Source organism: Butyrivibrio sp. MB2005, assembly GCF_000424285.1.
Classification (GTDB): Bacteria; Bacillota; Clostridia; order Lachnospirales; family Lachnospiraceae; genus Butyrivibrio.
In genome coordinates, this window is record NZ_KE384157.1 from 1 (window position 1) to 22,131 (window position 22,131).

21 protein-coding genes and 1 tRNA gene are annotated in these 22,131 nt (G+C 40.7%); 1 reads left to right on the forward strand and 21 read right to left on the reverse strand.

Annotated elements, in window-relative coordinates; translation table 11 throughout:
• Positions 1-227: 227 nt before the first annotated feature.
• From G610_RS0115160 to G610_RS23730, 6 genes are all read right to left on the reverse strand, one after another.
• Positions 228-902: a DUF3800 domain-containing protein gene (locus tag G610_RS0115160; protein WP_026525443.1), complete on the reverse strand. Its 675-nt coding sequence runs from the start codon at positions 900-902 to the stop codon at positions 228-230.
• Positions 903-1,254: 352 nt separating this feature from the next.
• The gene (locus G610_RS21215; RefSeq protein ID WP_049946219.1) at positions 1,255-1,914 is read right to left on the reverse strand and encodes a flavin reductase family protein; all 660 of its coding nucleotides are present in this window, start codon (positions 1,912-1,914) and stop codon (positions 1,255-1,257) included.
• Positions 1,915-1,993: 79 nt separating this feature from the next.
• Positions 1,994-2,206, reverse strand: coding sequence for a hypothetical protein (locus G610_RS0115170; protein ID WP_026525444.1), 213 nt, complete (start codon positions 2,204-2,206; stop codon positions 1,994-1,996).
• 24 nt (positions 2,207-2,230) lie between these two features.
• Positions 2,231-2,794: a hypothetical protein gene (locus tag G610_RS0115175; RefSeq protein WP_026525445.1), complete on the reverse strand. Its 564-nt coding sequence runs from the start codon at positions 2,792-2,794 to the stop codon at positions 2,231-2,233.
• A 35-nt stretch (positions 2,795-2,829) separates the two neighbouring features.
• A complete protein-coding gene (locus G610_RS21220) occupies positions 2,830-3,279 on the reverse strand; it encodes a DUF1016 N-terminal domain-containing protein (RefSeq protein ID WP_051198045.1) in 450 nt (149 codons plus the stop codon).
• A 236-nt stretch (positions 3,280-3,515) separates the two neighbouring features.
• A complete protein-coding gene (locus G610_RS23730; protein ID WP_256379782.1) occupies positions 3,516-3,641 on the reverse strand; it encodes a hypothetical protein in 126 nt (41 codons plus the stop codon).
• 316 nt (positions 3,642-3,957) lie between these two features.
• Here G610_RS23730 and G610_RS0115190 point away from each other — a divergent pair, with 316 nt between their 5' ends.
• Complete coding sequence (locus G610_RS0115190) at positions 3,958-4,635, forward strand: DUF3800 domain-containing protein (RefSeq protein ID WP_026525446.1); 678 nt, start codon at positions 3,958-3,960, stop codon at positions 4,633-4,635.
• A gap of 250 nt (positions 4,636-4,885) precedes the next feature.
• Here the strand turns inward: G610_RS0115190 and G610_RS23850 are convergent, their stop codons facing one another.
• The 15 genes from G610_RS23850 to G610_RS0115270 form a co-directional block, all read right to left on the reverse strand.
• Positions 4,886-5,038, reverse strand: coding sequence for a hypothetical protein (locus G610_RS23850; RefSeq protein ID WP_330368167.1), 153 nt, complete (start codon positions 5,036-5,038; stop codon positions 4,886-4,888).
• A gap of 59 nt (positions 5,039-5,097) precedes the next feature.
• Positions 5,098-6,087: a phosphotransferase enzyme family protein gene (locus G610_RS21225; RefSeq protein ID WP_051198046.1), complete on the reverse strand. Its 990-nt coding sequence runs from the start codon at positions 6,085-6,087 to the stop codon at positions 5,098-5,100.
• A 2-nt stretch (positions 6,088-6,089) separates the two neighbouring features.
• Positions 6,090-7,019, reverse strand: a complete 930-nt coding sequence (locus G610_RS0115205; RefSeq protein WP_026525447.1) for a mechanosensitive ion channel family protein — start codon at positions 7,017-7,019, stop codon at positions 6,090-6,092.
• 191 nt (positions 7,020-7,210) lie between these two features.
• Entirely contained in the window at positions 7,211-9,568 is a 2,358-nt protein-coding gene (locus G610_RS0115215; protein WP_081667525.1) for a transglutaminase-like domain-containing protein, read from the reverse strand.
• On the reverse strand, positions 9,495-10,565 hold the full coding sequence (locus G610_RS0115220) for a DUF58 domain-containing protein (protein ID WP_026525449.1): 1,071 nt from the start codon (positions 10,563-10,565) through the stop codon (positions 9,495-9,497). Before G610_RS0115220 ends, G610_RS0115215 begins: the two co-directional genes overlap by 74 nt.
• Positions 10,562-11,485 (reverse strand): AAA family ATPase, encoded by a 924-nt coding sequence (locus G610_RS0115225; protein WP_026525450.1) that lies wholly within the window; start codon positions 11,483-11,485, stop codon positions 10,562-10,564. Before G610_RS0115225 ends, G610_RS0115220 begins: the two co-directional genes overlap by 4 nt.
• Before the next feature lie 43 nt (positions 11,486-11,528).
• Entirely contained in the window at positions 11,529-12,431 is a 903-nt protein-coding gene (rsgA, locus tag G610_RS0115230) for a ribosome small subunit-dependent GTPase A (protein WP_026525451.1), read from the reverse strand.
• Entirely contained in the window at positions 12,431-14,452 is a 2,022-nt protein-coding gene (gene pknB / locus G610_RS0115235; RefSeq protein WP_026525452.1) for a Stk1 family PASTA domain-containing Ser/Thr kinase, read from the reverse strand. The genes rsgA and pknB overlap by 1 nt, the downstream gene beginning before the upstream one ends.
• Entirely contained in the window at positions 14,449-15,192 is a 744-nt protein-coding gene (locus tag G610_RS0115240) for a Stp1/IreP family PP2C-type Ser/Thr phosphatase (RefSeq protein ID WP_026525453.1), read from the reverse strand. Before G610_RS0115240 ends, pknB begins: the two co-directional genes overlap by 4 nt.
• 99 nt (positions 15,193-15,291) lie before the next feature.
• Entirely contained in the window at positions 15,292-15,612 is a 321-nt protein-coding gene (locus G610_RS0115245) for a hypothetical protein (RefSeq protein ID WP_026525454.1), read from the reverse strand.
• A gap of 205 nt (positions 15,613-15,817) precedes the next feature.
• Positions 15,818-15,891: transfer RNA gene (locus tag G610_RS0115250), tRNA-Met, on the reverse strand.
• Between the two features lie 171 nt (positions 15,892-16,062).
• Entirely contained in the window at positions 16,063-16,500 is a 438-nt protein-coding gene (locus G610_RS0115255) for a DUF3592 domain-containing protein (RefSeq protein ID WP_026525455.1), read from the reverse strand.
• A gap of 45 nt (positions 16,501-16,545) precedes the next feature.
• Positions 16,546-19,029, reverse strand: a complete 2,484-nt coding sequence (locus G610_RS0115260) for an InlB B-repeat-containing protein (protein ID WP_026525456.1) — start codon at positions 19,027-19,029, stop codon at positions 16,546-16,548.
• A gap of 163 nt (positions 19,030-19,192) precedes the next feature.
• A complete protein-coding gene (gene argS / locus G610_RS0115265) occupies positions 19,193-20,962 on the reverse strand; it encodes an arginine--tRNA ligase (protein ID WP_026525457.1) in 1,770 nt (589 codons plus the stop codon).
• A 34-nt stretch (positions 20,963-20,996) separates the two neighbouring features.
• A complete protein-coding gene (locus G610_RS0115270) occupies positions 20,997-22,034 on the reverse strand; it encodes a M42 family metallopeptidase (RefSeq protein ID WP_026525458.1) in 1,038 nt (345 codons plus the stop codon).
• Positions 22,035-22,131: the final 97 nt, after the last annotated feature.

The window sequence follows — 22,131 nt, forward strand, 5'->3', positions numbered from 1 at the left end:
TATGCGGTAATCCCTGTTACCATTTGTTTTAGCAACTATAGTATACAGGTAAATCCACGTTGCTACAAAATGGAGGTCATTACATATTGTCTAAACAACAATATATATTGTACTAGTAACGAGAGGGCACCGCAATTAAATAATTGCCGGAAACATGCTGTTTTATGCCATTTAAAGCCTTATAAATAATTTAGAGGCTGCCCTAACGGACAGCCTCTTCAAATATGTCATATTCTCTTTTTACTTATACCTTTAATAAACGTCTTCTTAAGCTCGTTGGGATTATAAAAAAATTGCTGTTCGCCCTTGCTTAAGCGTTTTTCATCCCTTTTGATTTGAAGAAGATCGATAGTACACAAAAAATCTGCAGCCTGCAGGAGACGATATTTTTGTGGCTCTGCTTTTCTAAATTCAACATTTGATAACTGAATAGAGAAAATGGCATTAAGAATTGAGCCAAGCTCTCTCTGACCATTATCATAATAAACGATTACCTTATCATATTCATTAAGATAATCCATATGCTCAGCAAGCATAGCATTTATAGCCTTTCCAAGTTTACCAGATAGCTGAACTCTGTCATTTGCTTCTTTTCTCTTGATGGCCACGGTGCAAAAATTTATAGGGCACCTCATTACAAAATTGAACATTCTATAAATCAGCTGCCTTCTTTCATCTAAAGAATAATCTTTGAAAATTCCTTCCTTACGAATAACTGGGCCAGTATGAATATACTCAATATCCAATCCTGATTCTTTAACGCTATTTTCAAGCTTAATTGTATTCTCTGTAATATCATTAGCTTGATCATGGAAAACAAATGTCACCAGATAATAATCTCTTATGTCCCTTGTTTCTCCAAAATCACCTGACTCATCAATAAAAATGCTAAGTTCTTTCATAGTCATTAACTCCAAAAAAAATGACGGGAAATTCTTCCCGCCTGCGGTGATCCAAAGAGCTTTCGCTCAGATCACTATTATAGTACCATAAATCGGCTATATTTTCAACAAATTTAAATAGAATCAAATACTATTCATTAAGCATAGATACTACGTGCCTTAGTAGTAAGTTCGGTAGTATCTCTCTTTTTATCTGCCATAGCCTGCTAAACTTTGCCCCATTATGCAAAAGCTTGCATTATCATCCCTTCGGAGTGCCGTGGCAGACGAAAAGTACCTTTATCATTTTTCGTATCCTTTACACTTCAGAATTTTTTTCAATCGTAGTTTTGCGCATATATTTCATATCTCATCAATATTCGTAGGATTGATTTACTTTCCTAAGTGCAGCCACATAATCGCAACCTTTTTCTTTCACGTCTTCCGGATTTATCGGATAATGGACATTGTAAAGAACCCCTTTATCTCCAAACATATCCTCCATATAATCCTTCTCTATATGCCCGCCTACGACTTCAAGGCAGATCATAACATGATCATCACCCGGTACAATTTCTTTCTCCCACAAATACCTACACTCAAGGTTCATGAAACATTCAGCGACCATCGGCGCTTCTACCCATGAAGCTTTCTCCGCAGTAAGCCCTGACGAAGTTATCTCATCCGCCTCGAACTGATTGTTCTGTATTGTCTTCATGCAGGCTTCGTATAAATCAGATGACATGAAATTTAGCACTGCTACCTTCTTTTCATTTAAGCTTTGGTAAAGATGTCCTCTCTTATTCACGCTGCATAGAATCACGTAATACCCGCCTCCATGATTCGCACTCGTAAACCCTGCCCATGACTGCATCGTAGCATTTGGCTGTCCATTAGATTTATAGGTTGTGACAAGAAACATCGGTGTCGGTATTCCCATTATAAATTCTTTCCAATCAAATCCGAAGTTTTTTGCAAATTCTCCGTATGTCCCACTCATAGATTCAGGCATTTCTTTGTATTGGTATTTCATCTTTTTCCTTCCCTCCTTACAAAAGCCAACATAAGAATTAACTTCAGTCTTATCGACAACCTTCGACTATTCGAGCTGATCAAACTACATACTGAAGATCTTTTTTATCGTTCACCACCACGTATATTTCTCCCGTTCTGGGGTCTGTTTTCTCCTCAGACCTGTAGTCAAACTTAAACCCGCATGCATCCTGCAATCTTTTTGAAGCCAGATTCTTTTCACGATAACTACAGTGAAACTCCTTCGCACCTTGATTTCTTGCCTCTATCACGGCCTCTGAATAATCCGGCATAAGATCATACTTCCTTCTCCATACTTATTGAATGTACGTAAAATTTCCCTTCAGAAAATGACGATATTCTGGATGGTCTACAGCTTCTTCATATTCTTGTAGGATTGTTCTTCTGTTCCATTCTCTCATCTTCTCAGACATTTCATCGTATCTCATGATTGCTATAAGCCCTTTTTCTTCTGCCTCGAGAATTGCTTGATATGCATCCAGAATAAACTCCGAACCTGTTACTTTTACAGGTTCGGAGCTCGATGCAGCATCCGGTATCCTGATCTCAAATCCGGGATCTGTAATATTTTCTACGCTGTAGATATATCCCGAAACACCCTTATATGTCTTTTCAAGCGCGTCAGGATAATACTCCTGCAGCTGCTGTATCCCATCTTTGGTAAAACCGTACGGTCCCCATTTCTTCCATATTCCATCATAGAAAAAGCCTGTTTCCCTGCAATACTTCTCTATAGCATTGCTAAGATAAACAAGCGTATTTTCTCTTTTAGTCGAGAAATAAACCAGCGGAACATGATGATCCGATACCCTCGGCTCTAATTGCTTAATTCCTTCAACCCGGGAAGCATGATAATACATATCTAATCCTCACGTTTATTCTTTTAATTCACGTTCTATTTCTTCAATAGATGGTAAAGTCCCTTTGAATCTTTACATTTATCGATAATAAACCTGTGATGTCCCCACGGAATCATAAAGATATTCATTTGCGCCACAACCTGTGGCGTAATCTCAACCTCACCTAATTGCGCCACAGCTTGTGGCGTGATTGTCTCTTCAGAATAAAGCCTATAGAACTGATGCATGTATAATAGGTTTCTTGGCGAAAATGATTTTACATCCGGCAATTCCCGCTTGATATCGTCACTAACAGCTTTGTAAAAGCCTGTTCCCCAATCATACTGAGTTTTGAGGATTTCCAGGTTCCGCCCCAGTTCCCAGTAGAATATCAGCATTTCCCGATTAACAGCTGATGCAGCTTTAATCTGACTACTGCGATATCTTTTCTTAAGTGAAGATATCCAGTTATTATATGTTTCATCCGTTTTAATAATGTTATTCATTATTCTTACCATCCTTATCAAAATAATATCGGGTAGCTCACCTTCAAAAGGTGTAAACAAGGTGTAAAACAGATATCAGTCTGCCAACAAATGGCTTATTTCCGCTATTCCTCGCTTAGGCATTAAATCCTGCCGTGGCAGACGAATAGTATTCTAATCATTGCTCTTTTTCCCTCTATTTCTGCACTTTAGATTCAAAAAACCTTATCAACATGCTTTAACTCGTCCACTTTTTCTCAAAGGAAATCCCCAATTTCTCCAAGCTTTTCACCAAGGCTATGATATTTGCCGGAGTAAATAACAGGATCCAATAATGTCAAGTCTATGTCGAAGGTATTTTGGGGCGTGAGTTTCTCATCCATCTGAACATTTCTTATATGGCAAAAAAATGTTGTGGATCCCGACAGTTTCCTCTTTACATAACTAAACAACAATATATATTTTACTAATAACGAGAGGGCACTGCAATTAAATAATTGCCGGACACACGCTGCTTTATGCCATTTAAAGCCTTATAAATAATTTAGAAAATTATTGTTAATTCCATTGTTTTTACAAACCAAACATGTTAACATATTTATACAAAGTAGTGCATGTCACTACAGGGCTGGTCGAAAGACCCGGGTCCAACGATACGGTGTGGGTGTCCCACACCATTTTTTTTGTTATGGAGTACGTATGAAAGAAATTAGCATTTTCATTGATGAATCTGGGGATTTTGGAAAATTCAATCATCGCTCCCCTTATTACATAGTAACAATGATCTTTCATAATCAAGAATCTGATATTTCAACAGCATTGGAATCGCTTGAGCAAGAGCTCTCATATTTAGGATATCCTAATCATTGTCTTCACGCTGGTCCCATTGTCAGAATGGAATATGAATTCAAAAATGAAGACATTGTCATTAGAAGAAAACTTCTAATGAAACTTATGGGATTCATTAGAAAAGTAAAAATCAAGCACAAGTCCTTTTATGTAGACAGAAGACATGCTGAAGATATCACAGAAGCCACCATGCAATTATCTAAACAGATTGATACATGGATAAAAAACAACTACGAGTTTCTTTTACCTTATGACACCGTAAAAATCTACTATGATAATGGCCAGGTTGAATTATCACGAATTTTAGGTTCAGTACTCAATGTCCTTCTCCCTTCAGTAGAAACAAAGAAAGTTATCCCCTCGGACTATCGATTGTTCCAAGTAGCTGATTTCATCTGCACTATGAAACTGACAGAACTAAAAATGAATGATCATAATATGTCTACACAAGAAAAGCGTTTCTTTGGTGGCGAAAATGGTTTCAGAAAAAACTATATAAAAGATTTGAAGAAATATGAATTAGCCTAAACATAAAAACTACCGGCCTTAGTAGTAAGGTTGGTAGTATCTTTTTATTTATCTACTATAATCTGCAAAAGTTTGCCCCATTATGCAAAAGCTTGCATTATCATCCCTTCGGAGTGCCGTGGCAGACGAATAGTATGCGTATCATTGCTCTTTCCTCCTATCTGGATATAACAAATCTCTCCATGCTCAAAAATCTACTACAACTGCCTGAAATAAATAACGTTATTGTCTGGATTGTAAAAGCTCATATTTACAGCACACCAAGGGCGTTATTCTTTTTGGTTCCGTCATTATAGATAGTCAGCTGTGTCCCTTCTGAGATAATAAACTGATGAGTATCATCATCGCTGTTATTTTCTACCCCCCAGCAGCCTTTTATAAAAATCTGCCAGTCTCCGTACATCGTTTGTCAGCAGGCACACTTCCCCAATGATCATGATTTACAACCTCTCATTAACACCATCAAATAAATCCCGCATATGGTATATGCTTTATCAGACACTCTTCGGCGTCTTCGATATCTTCAGGATCAAGTTCTTCTCCTTCACGCGCACTACACTCAAATTCGTCAACTATGTTTTCGATAAGTACCATATCAATGAACAGCTGTAGCTTAGAAACTTCCTCGTCAGAAATATCAGTCTCGCTCCTGTAGCCGGCCAGCACTGTATCAAAATAGCCTTTCATCCCCTCCATACGTTTTTCGGGATCCGGCTCATTTTGAAACCATCCGGTTCCGTGGATCCAGAGATTAGCCAGGTCAAACATGTACCAGCAATACATACAGTTATCAAAATCAAATACCGTGATGTCACCGGTATTCATATCAATATGATAATTTCCATCACTAAAATCAAAATGCACAAGTCCATAAACACTCTCATTCACAGTAAGCTTGTGAAAATCTTTCAGGCGCTCTCCGATTGCTATTTTGAGATCCTTATATTCATCAGGTATCAATTTTTCGATATACTCCTGATTGTATTTATCAAAAAACTCCGTTCTTTTGTTCGCGGGCTTATATACCTTCGAAAGTCTGTGAATTTCGCCAAGCGTTTTACCCGTGTTGTAGAAGTACTCATCAAGTGGTACCCCTTCTCTGTACCTGTATCCATTATCTGAAATCAGCATTCCTTTAGCAAAAGAAAACAGCATTACGAAGCACTCTTTTCCATCCTCAGAAAAAACTTCAATCTGATTCCCGTTTGAAGAGGAAATCACATCCACTACAGGAGCTCCTGCTTCTGCAAGATAATGAACAAACTCTGCCTCAGCCAGATACTCTTCTTTTTTCCTGTCGCCAAGCACTGAAAAACGCAAAACATATTTCGGTATTCCGTTTCTTTTGCAAATATAAATCTGATTCCTTCCGCCTTCATGGCCAGGGACTCTACTTAGTTCATATTCTTTTAGGCCATACAGATTCTTTGCATTGCCAAGAAATTTGTCCAATATTAACTCTCCTTTCGCAGATTTTGGTCCAGGGGGACGGGTTCATTTCTCATAACAACACTTGTATGTGGATACGGTATCTCGATACCTGCATGTTCAAGAGCCTCGAATACTCTTGTATTTATGTCGTCCTTTAAAACCTCTGTAGCTGTACCCGGTTTATAATACACAGTTACTTTCATGTTAAGTGAGCTATCATCTATGGCTATGAAATAAACGGGAGCGTATATCATTTCACCGTTTTTTGACTTTTTGCCGGGATAAGAATATGGGCTCTCCTCTATGGCATCAAAAATAACCTGCTTGGCTTTCTTGATGTCAGTTTTATAATCTACAGGGAAACTAAACTGCACGGATCTTGGAACATAATCATAACTGTAATTCTTTATTGTTTCGGTATTTATGACACTGTTTGGAATCATCAGCACAATTGTATCTATCAATCGAAGTTCAATATGACGCATAGTGATTCTCTCAACTATACCTGATGTCCCGTCTGCTAGTTCAATCCTGTCCCCAAGATCAAAAGGCTTATAAACACTTATCTGAATACCTGCAAGAATATCCTTTATTACATCCTGCGCAGCGAAGCCTACTACAGCAGCCAAAACAGCAGCACTTCCAAGTAGTGAGTGCCCTATTTTGTCTCCGCCAAGAGGAATTACAATAAATATAATAATAATGGCAAGCTTGACCAGACTCTCAGCAAACTGAAGATGTATCTTTTTACCTTTCTTTCTTTCTATGGCCGCAAAGATCTTTTTACTGATTTTTAAACATATCCAGCCAATAAGGAAATAGAACCCCAAAAGCAAAACTGTAATCAAAACAACTATGATCATAGACCAAATAAACGTACCGGGATTCTCAGACATATACTGAACTATCTCATCTTTATGGCTTTCCAAAATATTATTTATTAAAGTGTTCATTTTAATTCCTCATAACTGACTTTTTTGAATATGGCTCCCATGTCTTTTTATTCAGAAGCCATTTCAGCACAAGAAAAAAGATCACCAACTGAACAACCAAAACTAAAATCATATTAAATTCCTCCCTCATAAAAACAATATGGGTAAATTTTACACCATTAACAAAACCTAAAATATAAAAATATTATAAACTATTCTCTTTTGCTTAGCATTTCTCTTACCTTCATCGCAAGATTATTCTCCTCAGGTGAAATTCCTAAAGCACAATCTCCGGCGTAGATCATCCTGTAATATGCGCCAAATACAACTTCAAGGTCACCTCTGACATCCTCCGGCGCTTTTTCCAGATAATCAGATAAAAGACCACGGTCTTCGAAATCATCCTCTGCCTTTTTCTTAATGATCTTCTTTATGGCTTCAACATCCATGAAAAGCTTTTTCTCCGGGGTTCCATACTTATATTTAAATCCGGTTATGACCGAGGTCCCTGCAACCAGCAGTATCAAAAGAAGAACAATGCTAAGCGCGACAGGCCATGCTATCTTAAATATTCTTACAGCCAGCTTCTCTTCCACTACTTCGACGTCTTCTCCCACCTCCAATGACGCATCCACTTCAGGAATTGCAGGAAGTTCCATTTCAGGATATTCAAAGCTGTAAGCATCTGCTATCTCTATTTCAGGCTCTTCCTTTGCTTTTCTGTGCCATGTGTGATCAATTGCTGTACTGTACGCACTCGTTGGCTCAAATGGAACCCATCCTACATTTTTTAAATATGCTTCAGGCCAGATATGAGCATTATTGCTGCTGACCACATATTCATCCTGAGCATCAAAGGGAAATGCATATCTGTAGCCAACACATGCTCTTGCAGGAATCCCTGAAAGCCGCAGCAGCATTATCATAGAAGCAGTGTAATGAACACAGTACCCCTGCTCCGTCTCGAACAAAAATCTGTCCGCTATGTCACTCATGCCTTCAGAAGTACTCATATCAGAATCAGGGTTATGTCCACCGACCGCATTTGTACTGTAGGTATACTGCCTCAGATAACCTTCGACTGCTTTACATTTATCGTATTCATTAGCCGCAGCCGATGTGATCACGTCAGCAAGCTTAATCATTCTGTCGCTGGCGCCATCTGTTTCTAAGCAATATGAATACTCAGCTCTGTTATTATGCTGCCCACCTAAGGTCTCGCCTTCAACATAAGACATGCCATCTGCATTTATCTCAGTAATAATCTCATCAAACTCCTGCCTGTCAACAAATCTGTTAAAATGTATTCCATATAGCTCATTCACATATTCACAGGCTACATCATAGGAAAATTCTGCTTTTGAAACACCACCCTCACTATCTCTAAAAAGTCCAATAAGGTAGGGACTACCATAATCAATATCGATAAATCTCGAACTCAGGCTGTATCCCTTTTTATGTTTGGACTTACCGGCACCGCCATCAACGATACCATCTTTATTGCTGACCTCAAATGAATTCCCCGGCACTATCTCATCTGTGGTATCAAGATATGCATACTCAATATCTATGTGTGATAGCTGCGAAAAAAGTCCCGCCATTTCTTTATTTACGCCTTTGTCATACAGTAACTTTATGAAGCTTACAAGCTGCTTTTTATCTGCGCCCCGACCGCCCTGAAGGTACACAGTACGACGCATTTTCATATTAACTGTGCTTTCATCATCGGTATAAAAATAAAAAGGTTTCTCTTCTGTTCTTAGAATCAGCTGATCCTTCTCTGATTTTGCAAGACTGTTACCTGTGACATTTAGTGAGCTGTAGCCGGCAACATATGAGCCTTCGCCAAAAGAAAAGGACAGGTAATACGCCACATCATCCGCGGCGTTCCTTACGTTCTTTACAAGTCTCTCTCCTGCATTAACAACAGGAGTCCAGTCAATTGGCGCATCTCCCATAGGCATCGCAAGAATTATAATCCCTAATATGGCGAAATAATAAAAAGGAAACGCTTCCTCCTTCCATGCATAGATAAGCTTTTGAACTGCCGCCAGAGTCATTACCACAAGACAGATAAAAAGCAGTTTGTCCGTGTAATTTTTCCCTCTAAATGCTCTCCACACAAAGCGCAAAAGCAGTGCTGCCACATTCAAAACAAAACTTCCCCATAGAAGCACATACTCTCTTTTCCACATAAAAACAAAAACTATTCTCAAAATGGCAGCCACAATTACCGCCACATCAAGGTAAGGCCATGCCTCCATATCCCTTAGAAGCAAATATAAAAGCATTGACGGAAGGAGCGGAAAAACAGATGCTGCGCTACTATTTACGAATATTCCAAAGAGATACTCAAGCACAGTAAAAAATGCGAAAAACGAAAACACAGACATGACAAAGAAGCCTCTATCAAGGTCTACTGTGTCGCCCTTTAGAAGCAGAAAAATCTCTGTAGATATTATGACCAGAGAGAGCACAAAAAGATGAATCTTTAATTCATCCGCAAATAACGTAGTTATCTTCTCCCGCCCCCGGATCTTCTCTGATGATGATCCTTGTGTCGTAAGCATAGCTGCTACTCCTTTGATCCTCTGCCATATTCATGATCTCATCAAATTCTTTTTTTGATCTGTAAAAAATGCCATCTGCAACTTTACCGTAAAACTCCAAAAAACTATCATAGGAATCCACTGTGGTAGTGACGATTGCTCCTGAAGGATAGATCAGCCTCACAGGAACACCCTGTTCCCCGAAGTGCCATGCAGCAGATACGGCAAACTCAAGGAAGTAATCCCTCTTTTTCAAAAACTCCGTATCCTGCTCCCTCTCGGGAACATCTGCAGCCTGCATCAAAATAGTAACCCGTCTTTTCTCAATTTTGTCAGGAACTCTGGACATAAGAGTTCCAAGCCTTGCAGATACCTTCCAGTTGATCGCGGCAGGTGCGTCTCCCCTCTGATAAGGTCTAAAATCGCTTCCCGGCGTATCTTCATAGATCCTGTTACTCTTAAATCCCGTACTGTTTATGAGATTCTCAAGTTCCAAAACAGGATTTGCCACATCAGTTATCTGAGGACTGACAACAGCCCTAAAGGTATAAGGGATATCAAATTCCGCCGTGAAAATATTAAATGGATCCGTAAAGGCAACGCGTCTTATTCCCACATCATATGAGCCTGCATATTTACAGCTGATTCCCGAATTCAGTTCTTTCTTTTCATGGATATCGAGAGATAGTTTCTGACCGTCTTCTATCTCATAGAGATTACACCTGTCGTCAAAAACAAACATGCGCATTTTGTGAATCGGGAGAAATCCCGCGTTTTCTATGGTGGCACGATAATTATGGTCTTCACCTTTGGTAAGTTTATGAACTTCTATTTCCTGGAAAATACGTAAGAATTTGTAATTTAGAAAAATATATAATGCCGAAAAAGGCACAAGAAATAATACCGCATAGAGCAATGCATAAGAAACCGGGCCTCCGTAAAAACTGGCAAATACAAGGCTCGCTGCGACAACAAGTAGATGTATGATCACGCCCTTTTTATTTACAGTAATATTCATGGCACCTTCACTTGTTCAAGAATCTTCCTGACAAAATCTTCCTTGGTTATACGACTAAGTCTTGCCTCAGCTGAAAGCATTAGTCTGTGAGGTATAGTAAGTCCTGCAGCCCCTGCAATATCCTCAGGGATGCAGTAATTCCTGTTATTTATATATGCAATTGCCTGTGCGCATCTTAACATGGAAAGCAGAGCTCTGGGTGATGCTCCGCATGAAATCTCAGCCTTGTTCCTGGTAGCTTCAACAATACTTACAGCATATGCTCTGAGGTTCTCATGGATAGATACCTTTTCCACTTCTTTTTTCATGGCAATAACTTCATCCCCCGTAAGTACAGGATGAGTCTCCTCATGAAGTTCTCCCTCAAGGAAACGCCTCGCCATATCCTCAGAAGCCGTGGCATCCGGGTATCCAACAGAAAGCCTCATCATAAACCTGTCCATCTGGGACTCTGGAAGCGGATAGGTTCCTGCCATCTCCGCAGGGTTCTGCGTTCCTATCACCATAAAAGGCTCAGGGACCGGAATCTCTTTACCATCAATTGTAACCCTGTGCTCCTCCATAACTTCAAGAAGCGCAGACTGAGTCTTAGGGGATGTTCTGTTAAGCTCATCAGCAAGAATAATGTTATTTACTACTGGTCCTGGAATGACCGAAAAATTACCATCAACAGGGCTATAGACAGAAAGTCCCGTAATATCTGATGGCGTAGTATCAGGGGTACACTGAATCCTGGAAAAAGAAACAGATAGCGAATCGGCAAGCGCTTTTGCAAGAGATGTTTTACCAACCCCTGGTACATCTTCAAGCAAAACATGACCGCCGGCCAAAACTGATATGATGATCTTTTCAATCACATCACCTTTTCCGACAATCCGCTGCTCCATGCTATCTTTAAGTCTCTTTGCCTTCTCGTTCATAAGTTCCCCATCCTTTTCCCAAAAAAGCTTCAATATTCAAATATCATCTATAAACCGGCTTCTGATTCTTCAGCTCCTCGTAGATCATCCTGTAATTATCATATCTGACTCTGGATATCTCACCATTTTCCAAAGCGGTCTTTACTCCGCAATCAGGCTCAGCAATATGACTGCATCCGCCGAATCTGCAAAAAGGTTCATAGGGCTCAAATTCAGTATAATACTGAGGAAGCTCCTCAGCTGTGATATCTTTAAGCGCAAGAGATGTAAATCCCGGTGTATCAAGGATGTAGGTTTTTTCCTTATCATCGGAAAGCGCCGACACGAAAAACATCTCAGAATGTCTTGTGGTATTTCTTCCTCTAGCAATTTTCCTGCTAAGCTCCCCTGTCTCCATCTCAGCTTCAGGATGAAGTTTATTCAGAAGAGATGACTTGCCAACACCGCTGGGGCCTGCCACAACAGAAGTTTTACCGCGGAGCTTCTCGCAAAGCACATCAAGTCCCGCCCCTTCATGAACGCTTATAAAAATAACTTCATAGCCGCATTTTTCGTAGGCATCCATAAGTTCCTGCTGTTCCTCTTTGGTGGCAATATCCTGCTTGTTAAAACAGATGATGACAGGAAGATTATTGCGTCTCATCTGAATAAGGAACTTATCAAGGACATTGTAATTGGGATCAGGTTTTACTATTGCAAACAGAACAACCGCCTGGTCGACATTAGCGACCGGCGGTCTTATAAGCATGTTACGGCGAGGCAAAATCTCCGTGATATTGCCAATTCCACCTTCCTCATCAATTATCTCGATATTTACATCATCCCCAACGAGAGGCTTGATACCGTCTTTTCTGAAAATACCCTTCGCTTTGCATTCATATACCCGCTCGCTTCCGGTATTCACATAATAAAATCCGGCTATTCCTTTTACAATTCTCCCCTGCATCAATTCTCCTGAGTAAATGTAACTGCTCTTGTTACTGTGTATTCCTGCGTTGTTCCCTCGATGATATTACCTTCAGCATCGGTAGTTGCGGGAGTAGACGCCAAATACTTAAATGTTATAACACCTGTAGGAGACGTAAGTCCTGTTCTGCTGACTCCTGCTATCGGGAATGAAGCAGTCTCAGTATCAAGAAGAGATGTTCCATCAGCTGTTACGAAAGATACATGAACGCTGATACCGTCAGTGTAATTCTGACCTTCCGTAGGAGCTGCAATGTCTCCTGAAAAAGCGTATGTTGTAGGACTTGAAGGTCCCTTTGATTTTTCCATATTGATCTTGGTGCCCTTCTCAAGAGTTGCACCAACAGGCTGGCTCTGAGCTGTGATGGTATCAACAGGATACTGTTCGTTATTAACATCAACTATTGTGCCCTGCTCAAGTCCTGCCTCAGCAAGAGCAGCGATTGCTTCATCAACTGAAAGGCCAACAAGATTAGGCATAGCTACCTGATTGGACTCTACTGTCTCCTCAGACGAAGCCTGCTCTGATGAGTCACTTGCCTCAGTACTTGCACTGTTGGAAGCAGCTGAATTGCTCTCTCCACCTGTACTTACAGTGATGGTAACTGTTGAACCGCTCTCAGCGTACTCTCCTGCTTCAGGTGACTGTGAAACAACAGTATTCTTAGATGCTGTGCTGGTCTCATCATCAACCTTGGCAACCTGGAAGCCTTTACTGTTAAGAATAGATACGGCCTGAGCATAAGACATATTGCCGCTTACCACGTCAGGAACTTCTATTCCATCAACATCTTCACCCTCCTGATAATCACCTTCAAAAATTGTAACAGCGGGATTATCATCTGATCCGAATATACCAATTCCCTTTCCAACAAGGAAAATAACTATTATTCCCACAAGTACTGCTGCGACAATAGCAAGGCCAATGGTAATCTTCTCCATTCGGTTACCATAGGCTCCGGAACGTCTGTCATACTCGTCCTCGTCATCATCATAATCGCCATTGTCATAGCCTCTTGAAGAACCGCGTCTCTTCTGCTGCTCATACTCGCGCATTACATCAGCATTAAGTCGCATCTGCTCTGTATCGGACATTCCTCCAATACTCTTTTGCTCTGCTTCTGTAGCAACTCTGGTAGCGCTCTCTTCATCAGGATCTACGAGATTAACAAAATCATCATCCGGTGTAATAAGTGATCTCTTAAGGTCTGTAATAAGCTCTGCAGCGTTCTGATATCTTCTGTCAGGGCTTTTCTGACAGCACTTCATTACAATTTTCTCAACACTTATCGGTATATCTTCATTAAAAGTAACCGGTGTGGGAAGGTCCTCCTGAATATGCTTAATTGCTATCGCAACAGTGGTATCTCCATTAAAAGGAAGACGTCCTGTAAGCATCTCAAAAAGAGTGATACCAAGTGAGTAAATATCACTTTTGGCATCTGAATAACCGCCTCTCGCCTGCTCAGGTGATGTGTAATGAACAGATCCCATAACATTGGAAGTGATTGTGTTACTGGTGGCAGCCTTGGCAATACCAAAGTCTGTAACCTTAACCTTACCTTCCTTGGAAATGATGATGTTCTGAGGCTTGATATCACGATGGATTATGTGATTATTATGTGCAGCCTCAAGTCCCATAGCTACCTGTATGGCAATGCTGACAGCTTCCTTAACTGTAAGTCTTGATTTTTTCTCGATATATCTCTTGAGAGTGATGCCGTCAACAAGCTCCATTACTATGTAATGGATACCATTCTCATCACCTACATCATAGACATTAACAATATTGGGATGCATAAGGCCTGCTGCGGCCTGGGCTTCAACGCGGAATTTGGATACGAAATTATCGTTCTCCGAAAACTCCTGCTTCAGAACCTTAACAGCAACCGGTCTGTTCAATTTATGATCTTTTGCTCTATAAACATCGGACATGCCACCGGTTCCTATTTTCTCAAGGATCTCGTAGCGATCTCCGATCATCATTCCTATTTTTATCATTCAGCTCCTCCGTCAGCAAATGGTTCTATCAAGATAACGGCAATGTTGTCTTTACCGCCATGCTGGTTAGCCATATCAACCAACTTCTGTGCCTTCTCTATTATGTCTCTCTGCCCACTGACTATCATGCGAATCTCCTCGTCCTCGAGCATATTTGTAAGCCCATCAGAACACATGAGCACAATATCCCCCTTCTCGAGTTCGACATTAAAGAAATCCACATCAACACTATCATCCGCACCGATAGCACGGGTAATGATGTTCTTCTCAGAATGAGATCTGGCCTCATCCGGATCGAGTCCGCCGGCACGCACCATCTCCTGAACCAGTGAATGATCTCTGGTTATCTGTCTGATACTCTCTCCGATAACATAGAGTCTGGAATCACCTACATTAGCAACCTGTAAATACCTACCCATAACAGTGGCTGCTACAACTGTAGTCCCCATTCCGTAAAGATGCTCATCTTCAGCTGCTTTGATTCTGAGCTTCTGATTCGCCTTCTTGATTGCATTTTCCAAAATACGTACTGGGTTCTGTTCAAGAGACCTTTCAATCTCCTCTACCATGGTATTTACCGTATATTTAGATGCGTAATCCCCGGCGTTGTGTCCGCCCATTCCATCCGCAACAATAAATACGTTAGAGAGATTGCCGATTCGTCTCTCGGAGGTAAACACGTAGTCTTGATTAAGTTTTCGTTTCTGACCTACGTCAGTTATTGAAAATGTTTTTAGCAAGGATGCCTCCGATAAATATTTTTTTGGCATATATGTTGGTAAGATTTCGTCAAAAATCAATCTATGCCAATTAAAGAATATACCACAAATGGCAATACATTACAAATTTTCGCGCTCTTCTAGCTCTTCCTGTAAAAGAATCTTAACCTTTTCTGTCTGCATCATCTTAATTGCTTCGATGGCACACCTGTATATCATCTTCATTTCACGGTCAGCGTGATCTTCTTTATTGCATCTGCTCTCCATCATCTCAAAGTACTTTACTGCCTTGTCAGCAGTGATTTTGGAAATAGCCATGCCATCATAATAAAGAGTACCTGTTTTGGCATCATAAAAAGAATCACTATACTTTGATTCCTTGAGGCCATCCATGCCCATGGATAAAGCCAATAAACTAATGATATTATCTTTGCTTTCCATACTGTCAGCTCCTTGACTCGATATAAGGTTACAACACTGATTTTATCATATTTAGACGCGAGAGGGGGATTCGATCTACGCGTCTACACTCCGTTTCGGTCCTCGCAAAGCACTCGTCCCCGCTATCGCTGTGTCTCATGATCGAATCCCATTTTCGTTATAGAAAAAATACGAGGTAGAATAAATTCTACCTCGTATTTTTTAATAGCGAGAGGGGGATTCGAACCCTCGACACCGCGGGTATGAACCGCGTGCTCTAGCCAACTGAGCTATCTCGCCATATTCAGTTCTGTCGGCTTCTCTCGTCGACCGACTAGGCTAGTATATATCTATAAGCACTATGTTGTCAACAAGAAATTTTAAAATTTTTTATTTTATTTTTTTCAGGTCTTTACAGCTCACACCCTACGGTGTGAACAGTAACTTCACGCCTCATAAGAGGCGTGAAAATCAAAGTGCAACGATTGCACAACCGATTAAAAGTAGTACTACAGCTATAATAAGCATTACTACTCCGCCTGCTTTTGTACCTACTTCTCCTGCGAAGAATTCATCTGCATGTGCATCGGAAGGTTCATCGGGATTGTAGGATACATCCACTTCTTCGCCGACCTCTTTGGATGTCATGGAAATAATTTTCTTAAGCTCATAGTCTGTACCGCCAACGTTATAGGTAACATCAAGCCTGTAGGTCTTTGTCTCATGATAGCCCAGGCCACTCTTTTTCTTGTGCTTTAGGATTTTAACATCAACGTTCGAAATTTTGCCCCTGGTCTTTCCTGTTCTGCGACTGATCTGAACTCGACTCTTGGGAAGCTTAATTACAAATGTGTACAGTGCAATACAAAGAAATACGATGCCTAAAATAATGAATGCTGCTCCTGTCATAATGAATCCTCCTTTTCAAACTCTTCACTTTGCCTTTTGTAACAGTCATTTCCTTCTTATCTTAACAGATTTAGCCAGACCTGCCTTTTGTATAAGCTTCTTTGTCTTTTTGAAATTCTTCTTATTTGCTTTTATTGTGATAACGGCTTTTTTATTTGTGCTCTTGAAAGCATTTTTACCAACCTCTGTAAGTGTACCCTTTATCGAATAGGTTTTTAGATTTTTTGTGCTCTTAAAGGTATTTGATCCAATGCTTGTGACATACTTGCCAAGGGTCATGGATGTAATTTTCTTATTTGACTTGAAAACACCATCACCTATTGAAACCACTCTGTAGGTTATGCCCTTTGCTTTTATGGTATTAGGAACCACGACCTTTTTCTTCTTGCCCTTGTAAGAGATCAGAGACACCTTATTAGAAGACAATGTTTCGAAGGTCATGTTCTCAACAGTGTCTCCGTTTTTATCTACCGAAATCACAGAAATAAGTAGGGCTCCGCTTGGGCTCTTACTGGTCTCTGTGATGGTCTCTGAGCCGTCGCCATTCTTCTGACTCTCAGAATTACCTCCGCCGTTATCCTGGCTGCCGGGATTATTGCCTGATGTAGCATTTCCGAGGGTATAATCAACTACTGCAACCGCGCCTTTTACGGTGAGCTTAGCTCTGTATTTGCCATCAGCGATAGGGGGAGCAAAAATCTCAGGATAAGAGGTACCATCTCGACCAATGTAGGTAACATTTCCATCCCAAATAGAAAGTCCTGTCACAGCATTAAAATCATTAACTCCTACAAGCTTTGCGTTGGCACTTCCTGCCATACCAGGAGTCGCAATGTCCGGAGGTTCAATACTCATCTTTACCTGATAGTTTTTATTTGCCAGCGTACAGTTTGTGTGATTTGTGCATATAGCGATAATTGTGTTTCCACTCGCAGAATATGAAAAGCTATGATGATGCTTCTCCCATTTTGCATATAGTGTTATATCTTCGCCCAATGCGTTGGCGAAATTCCACTTATTCCCATATCTGTCGTACCAACCCGTGAAATTATAGTTAGTCTTGGTTGGATTTGCAGGTGCCGTCACCTTCTCACCTGTATAGATAGTTTGGGAAGGAACTGCGGTCCCGCCATCACTGTTAAAGGTAACTGTATGAATCTCATAATTAAGTGCTATTACAGCTTCACTACCTCGCATTCCAATTGCATAGCTGCTATTATCTGCAATAAAGTTGGTAGATGTACCTCTTCCACTTAATCCGCTTGTTATGACAACAGGATTAAAGGATGTGGGTGTAGTCTGTGTAGTTACACCTATTTTTGCACCACTCTTAAGCGCACTTGTAACGATTATCTTCTTATCACTTCCCAATAGTACATTGCATTTAGAATTGGATGAGGATGAAGGGTTGTTTTCAATTACAGCTGAGCCGCCTATCCTGAGTGCAGTGTTATTATTAGTAGGTGTGACATATATACCTCGCTGTTGGCATTCGCTAATACTTCCTCCTGTCATGGTCATGGTTCCGCCAGCCAGGTATACTCCGCCGTTGCATCTACAAATGGTACCGCCTGTCATATTGAAATTACCTGTTACAACAACTATTCCGCCCGAGGATCCCAGCAGCACATTGGAATCATGAATTGATCCGCCTGACATGTTAAAGGTTCCACCTGCGACTTTAACGGCACACATAGCACCGGTTGTATTGTTTTTAATTTCTCCCCTTGTAAAATTAACCGTTCCTGCTGAATTGATCCCAAAATCACAATTGGAGATAACAGTGCCATTCACATTAAGTGTCCCTCCTGCATACACATGGACTCCGGAGCTTTTCTCAGTATCATGATTCATCATGATATTAGTCACACTTCCCCCATTAAGATTCGCCACTCCTCCGCTTTGAACCTTTATGCCATAACATGTACTTTGTGAAATTGTCCCGCCATTCATATTAAAGGTGCCATAGACATCAACTCCGGCATGGTAGCCGCTTCTTTCTGTATTATGACAATTAATAGTACTTTCATTGGTCATAGTACATGTACCAGAGCCTTCTATTTTTATCCCTCTGTCAGGTGCATTAAGAATTTTCAGGTTCTTTGCATTTAGCTTTCCTCTAACGCAAATTACCTGGTTTACAAGGTTAGGGTTAAATTCACAATTGATATCATTGTAATTTATTGAAAGGTCATTGATAGTTACATTTGCTGCAGTATCTACAAGAATAGAATTCCTAAAATAGCTGCTATTATATCCTGAAGGCAAAGATTCCCAACTTTCTTTATCTACAGCACTCATCATCTTACTGTTCCCATTAATTGTGACATTACCAGACTTAATGATAAGCGTAGCCTTCTGATCAAAACTACCCGTAATATTTATGGTGCAGTCCTGATCTACTATCATTGTGCTCTGACCATCAAAGGTTTTGGTAAGAGCCTTGGCAGAAATACCGGGCATCAAAAATATTCCCACAATAATGGAAAGCGCTATAAAAATATTTAAATGGATTTTCTTATCACCCATAATCGAATCTCCAGCAGCAGCTGTAAAACATCTATAAAACAGCAATAGCCGATATATTTTTGACAGGCATATAAAAATGAATATACCTATCAAAAAATATATCGGCTTAAATAACTGAAATCATTATGTTTTTGCTTAAAAGTACCTCACCAAATGTCTGGGGTTACATCCTGTCAGGTGCGCTGAAGCCAAGAAGATCAATTCCTGTCTCCAGTACTTTAAGTGTTACGTTAAGAAGTGCGATATAACCACTCTTCTTTTCCTCATCGGGTTCTGTGAGGATCTTAGTTGAGTGATAGAAGCTGTTAAGTGCATTGGACAGCTCATAAATATATGCGCAGATTCTGTTGGGCATAAGGTCTCTTGCAGCACTCTCTACTGCATCTGCAAATCTTGTAATAAGAAGCATAAGATTCTTCTCATCTGCGGACTCCGCATTTCTAAGAAGAGCAGCCTTAACATCTCCGCCTTCCTTCTCATACTTAGCAAGAATGGACTTGATACGCACCATTGTGTAAAGAATGTACGGACCTGTGTCTCCCTCGAAGGAAGTGAATTTATCAATATCGAAAATATAATCCTTTGAAGGCTGGTTGGACAGATCACCATACTTGATGGCAGCAAGTGCAACCTTGTGGGCTGTATCCTTTGCCTCGTTGTCATCGATATCCTGATTGCCTTCTTTGATACGGCTGTACATCTGCTCATCGATCTCAGCAATGAGCTTCTCAAGACGCATTACGCCGCCCTCTCTTGTCTTGAAGGGCTTACCATCTTTGCCGTTCATGGTACCAAAGCCTACAAAATGAAGCTCTGTCTCGGGAAGAACAAGCTTAGTCTTTCTCGCACAGCGGAATACCTGTGTGAAGTAAAGCTCCTGTCTCTTATCTACAACATAGATGAGACCGTCGGGCTTAAACTCTTCCATACGCTGCTGAATAGTAGCAAGGTCTGTTGTATTGTAAAGAGATGCTCCGTCTGACTTAAGGATCATGCAGGGCGGAATCTCCTTGGTATCTGTCTCCTCTGCAACATCAACAACAAGTGCACCCTGACTCTCATGAGCATAGCCGTGCTGTTTCATGTAATCAACCATTCCGGGGATTACTTCATGAACATCTGACTCGCCTCTCCAAAGGTCGAAGTTTACATTAAGATTCTTATAGTTCTTCTTAAGGTCATTAACTGACACATTCATGATGTGGTGCCACAAAGCGCGGTAACCCTTATCGCCATCCTGAAGGAGCTTTGTAGCTTCCATGGCCTCAGCCTTAAATGCCTCATCCTCTTTAGACTTAGCACTTGCTGCGGGATAAATCTCTTCAAGCTCACTGATAGTAAAGGGAGCTTCCTTGGGGAACTGTCCCTTGTGATCTTTATCAAAATAAGGAAGATCCGGCTGACGGTGCTTAAGCTCTGTGATGATAAGTCCCATCTGAAGACCCCAGTCACCAAGATGAATATCGCCGGTAATCTTATATCCAGCATACTTAAGAATTCTCTTAATACTCTCACCTATAACTGCTGAGCGAAGATGTCCTACATGAAGAGGCTTTGCAACGTTAGGTCCGCCATAGTCGATCATAAACTCAGGCGCATGAAGGGGTGTTGCAACACCAAAATGATGCTCGTGAAGCATCTTTACAATATAACCTCTTACAAAATCCTCGCTGACTTTGAGATTGAGGAATCCGGGTTTTACAGATTCTACTGATGAAAAGATCTCGCTGCCTTCAAGCTTAGCAGCAACATCATCAGCTATCATAAACGGTGCCTTACCATATTTTTTTGCCCCGGCCATAGCGCCGTTACACTGGTATTCGCAAAGATCAGGTCTGTTTGAAAGAGTAACCTTTCCAAGCTCTGCATCATAGCCTGCTGCCTCAAATGCAGCTGACACCTCTTTTGAAATTAACTCTAAAATTTTCTCCAATTAATTATCCTCCTATTTACCTCAAACATTTATATCACTTTGCAACATACTCTGCAAGGAGCTTATAGGTGTTCTTAATTCCATCGATATGAGTTCTCTCATAGCCGTGACTTGCTCTGGTGCCGGGTCCGATAGCGCCATGTCTTACATCAAAGCCTGCAACCAGTGCGGGATCTGCATCTGTTCCATAGTGAGGAGTGAAAATATCAGCCACATAATCAGCACCAGATTTTTCTCCTGCTGCCTCAAGCTCTCTTATCATATCAACATTGTAAGGGAAGCGGCTGTCCATGCAGAAAACAGAAACCTTGTGCTCTGAGCTTGTCTGCTCAGGTCCGATACATGCGATATCAAGCGCAAGGAAATTCTTTACATCCTCAGGAATAAATGATCCGCCATGGCCAATCTCTTCATAGAAAGAAATGTAAATATAAACCTTACGGTTAAGCCCAATCTTACCTTCCTTAACATCATGAAGAAGCTCCATAAGAACAGCAAGCAGTGCCTTATCGTCTATAAAGTGTGACTTGATATAACCGTTTGCGTATGTGAATCTGGGCTCAACAGCAACGTAGTCACCGATCTCTATTCCAAGCTTTCTTACATCATCTGCGCTCTTTACATCCTCATCGAGAACTACAAATGAGTTGCAGTCAAAAGAAGGAACTTCCTTATTAAGCTCATCCTCTGTAACATGAACCGATGCATTTTTTCTCTGAACGCAGCCTGTGATAACCTTGCCGCTTCTGGTGTGAATACGTACATTCTCACGCTCTGTATGATATGCGTAAAGACCGCCTACCTTATACACCTTGATGGTGCCATCCTCATTTATATGGCGAACCATCATTCCGATAGTATCACCGTGGGCTGTAATAAGAAGAGGGTTACCCTCACCGCCAATCTCTGCGATTATGCCACCTTTATTTAATGTAGTAGTTTTAAAACCAAGAGTTTCTATTTCTTTTACAAGATAATCCTGAAGCTCGTGATACTGACCTGTCACAGAATCTATTGACAGTTCTTTTTCAAGCTCATCAAGAAAACGTTTCTCATTAAGTTCGTAGCTCATTTCAAACACCTCACAATTATATTAAAGACAAGTCTGATTATAACACAAAGAAATTCCTAAAATACAGAACAGACAAACTAAAATCGAATAACGCGCA